This window comes from Methylobacterium sp. WL18, from assembly GCF_008040015.1.
Lineage (GTDB): Bacteria > Pseudomonadota > Alphaproteobacteria > Rhizobiales > Beijerinckiaceae > Methylobacterium > Methylobacterium mesophilicum.
Window position 1 is genome coordinate 1 of the sequence record NZ_VRVD01000614.1, and the last position, 2,810, is coordinate 2,810.

A 2,810-nucleotide genomic window follows, 5' to 3' on the forward strand; every position below is an offset into this window, starting at 1 on the left:
GTGCCCGGCCCGACGCGCCCGCCCGGATGCCCGGGCCCGCGGTGCCGTACCGGTCCGTTGCCCCCAGCCCATGACAGATTGCGCCGCGGAATGCCCGCAGGTGACTGGCATCCGCGCGGCAAGGCTGGCATAGGGCACTTATGTCAGACGTACCACACCCCTACTCCATCGAGGTCTCCCCCATCGCCAAGCCGGAGGGCCATTTCCAATGGGCCATCCGCCGGAGCGGCAAGCTGATCGAGCGATCCGATCGTCCGCACCGCAGCGAGGCGAAGGCGTTCGAGAGCGCCATGGAGGCCATCGAGCGCGCCATGAAGCCGGGCGCCGACGGCGGCCGTCGCTGAACACATGATCCGGGCGGCGCGCCTCACGATCCCTGATCTGAGGCGCGCCGCACCGATTCGGTGACGATGCCGGCGGCCCGCTTTGCGGCGGGTTCAGCCAGCATGCCTGCGCTCGCCTGCCTTGTCAGGGGGCGGCCGGGCGGCGTGTGGGCGACGGCCGGAGAACCAACGGCGGCCCCGCTCGTTATTGAACATGCCGCAGCGGAAAGACCAGCCTGACTGCACCTGCGAGACCCTGCGGGAACGCCTCGCGTTCAACATCCTGTTGGACGAGTTCGCGATCGCCGCGTTGTCGGACGCGCTCGTGCTGCTGAACGCCACCGATGACGATCCGGGCGTCACCCAGATCGAGCACACGATCCGGACCCACCGCATCGCGATCCTGAAGCAGCGCGTCATCCTCGGCGCGGCGGGCATCGAACTCGAATGACGGCCGCGCCGCCTTTCGTCGTGCGGGCGAGGAAGCCCCACGGGACCGCGACATACAACTGCCCGACGCCGGAATGGGCGCTCAAGAAGCTGGGCGATTTTCGGGCCGCCGGCCACGACAACATCAGCATCACCGGACCGGACGGGCAACCCCTCGACGAGGCGGATCTGCGCGCGCTGGTCGAGGGCCGGGACGGCCCGGTGCGCAGCGCCGGCCGCGTCACCGTCGATCTCAAATCCTGAGCCCCGCCTGACGCGGGCGCCGCCGGTCCGGTGGATTGGCCCGGTCAGCATTCCGGTAGGTTCACCGCGAGCCCGGCCAGGCTCGTCTCCTTGTATTTCGCGCTCATCTCCTCGCCGGTCTGCCGCATCGCCGCGATGCAATTGTCCAGCGGCATGAAATGCGAGCCGTCGCCGCGCAGAGCCAGCGAGGCCGCCGCCACCGCCTTGGTTGCGCCGATCCCGTTGCGCTCGATGCAGGGCACCTGCACCAGGCCGGCGACGGGATCGCAGGTCATCCCCAAGTGATGCTCCAGGGCGATCTCGGCGGCGTTCTCGACCTGGGCGGGCGTCCCGCCGAGCACGGCACAGAGGCCGGCCGCCGCCATGGCGCTGGCCGAGCCGACCTCCCCCTGGCAGCCGGCCTCCGCCCCGGAGATTGAAGCGTTGTGCTTGATCAGGCCGCCGATGGCGGCGGCTGTCAGGAGGAATTCCGGGATTCGGCCCGGTTCGGCGCCGATGCAATGGTCGATGTAGTACCGGATAACCGCTGGGACGACGCCGGCGGCGCCGTTGGTCGGCGCGGTCACGACCTGGCCGCCGGCCGCGTTCTCCTCGTTGACCGCCATGGCGTAGACGCTCAGCCAATCCGCCATGACGTGCGGCTGGGCGGTGTTCGAGCCGTGCTCGCGGTTGAGCTGGTCCCGGATCCGCTTGGCCCGGCGCTTGACCCGCAGGCCGCCAGGCAATTCGCCCTCGCGGGCCAGGCCGCGCTCGACGCAGGCATTCATGGCCTGCCAGATCCGGGTGAGGCCGGCATCGACCTCCGCGTCGGGGCGGCCGACGGCCTCGTTCGCGCGTTTCATCGCGGCCACCGACAGGCCGCTGTCGCGGGCCATGCGCAGCATCGCGGCCGAGGTCTCGAACGGGTACGGCCACAGCCGCAGATCCGCGGCCGCGGTGGGCGGCGGCACCTCGGCCGCGCGCTGGGCCGCGGTGACGACGAAGCCGCCGCCGATCGAGTAGTAGGTCTCGGAGACGAGCGGCGCGTCCGCCGCGTCGAGGGCGGTAATCACCAGGCCGTTCGCGTGACCGGGCAGCGGCGGCCCGTAATCGAACACGATCGCGGTCGCCGGATCGAAGGCCAGGACCGGCAGGCCCGCCGGAGCGAGACGCTTCTCGACGCGCAGCGCCTCCAGCGCGCGTTCGGCCTCGTCCATGGGGATATCGGCCGGCCGGAAACCGAGGAGACCGAGTGCTACGGCGCGGTCGGTGGCGTGTCCCCGCCCCGTGAACGCCAGCGAGCCGTGCAGCGTCGCCCGGAGGGCGGCCGCCCCTGCGCCCGACTCGTGCCGGCGCAGGAGGTCCAAGAAGTCGGCGGCCGCCGTCATCGGCCCCATCGTGTGGGACGACGAGGGGCCGAGGCCCGGCTTGAACACGTCGAACACGCTCAGAAACATCGGTTTGCCTGTCCCGGCCGCAGGGACCCGTCATGGCCCGCGGCACCTTTTCTCTGAAAGCCAGCTTCGCGTCATAGGCGCAGCTGCCCGGTCGTGCGCGGCCTGCCTGCCGGAGCCGGCCTTCCCATGCGGCGATCGGGACCGTCCCGTATCGAGGCCCGCCAGCTCCGAATGGAAGAAACGCGCCAAGCGGCGATTACGGCCCGGATCCCGGCCAAGGCCCCCCGGGGGCGGGTATCAATGCCTCGCCTCGCGCCGGACCGATGTCGTTCCGGCGGCCACATGGAGGGAGGCCGGAGGGTCGGACAGGGAACCGGCCTCCGCCGGCAGGTGCTTGCCGGGCGGCGCGCGGCCGCGG

Annotated in this window: 4 protein-coding genes; 3 read left to right on the top strand and 1 reads right to left on the bottom strand. The window is 71.4% G+C overall.

The annotated features are described in order from the left end of the window. Nucleotides 1-140: 140 nt before the first annotated feature. From FV228_RS25850 to FV228_RS25860, 3 genes are all read left to right on the top strand, one after another. Nucleotides 141-344, top strand: coding sequence for a hypothetical protein (locus tag FV228_RS25850; protein ID WP_058192874.1), 204 nt, complete (start codon nt 141-143; stop codon nt 342-344). Between the two features lie 193 nt (nt 345-537). Continuing rightward, nucleotides 538-774, top strand: coding sequence for a hypothetical protein (locus tag FV228_RS25855; protein WP_147857153.1), 237 nt, complete (start codon nt 538-540; stop codon nt 772-774). Further along, entirely contained in the window at nt 771-1,016 is a 246-nt protein-coding gene (locus FV228_RS25860) for a hypothetical protein (protein ID WP_147857154.1), read from the top strand. Before FV228_RS25855 ends, FV228_RS25860 begins: the two co-directional genes overlap by 4 nt. 44 nt (nt 1,017-1,060) lie before the next feature. On the opposite strand, the gene FV228_RS25865 is transcribed toward FV228_RS25860, so the two are convergent. Further along, nucleotides 1,061-2,452: an L-serine ammonia-lyase gene (locus tag FV228_RS25865; protein ID WP_147857155.1), complete on the bottom strand. Its 1,392-nt coding sequence runs from the start codon at nt 2,450-2,452 to the stop codon at nt 1,061-1,063. Between the last annotated feature and the right edge of the window lie 358 nt (nt 2,453-2,810).

What these genes read in the sequence shown, in the direction of transcription:
- FV228_RS25860 (WP_147857154.1), top strand. Translation starts at nt 771, where the DNA reads ATGACGGCCGCGCCGCCTTTCGTCGTGCGGGCGAGGAAGCCCCACGGG.
- FV228_RS25850 (WP_058192874.1), top strand. Translation starts at nt 141, where the DNA reads ATGTCAGACGTACCACACCCCTACTCCATCGAGGTCTCCCCCATCGCC.
- FV228_RS25855 (WP_147857153.1), top strand. Translation starts at nt 538, where the DNA reads ATGCCGCAGCGGAAAGACCAGCCTGACTGCACCTGCGAGACCCTGCGG.
- FV228_RS25865 (WP_147857155.1), bottom strand. Translation starts at nt 2,452, where the DNA reads ATGTTTCTGAGCGTGTTCGACGTGTTCAAGCCGGGCCTCGGCCCCTCG.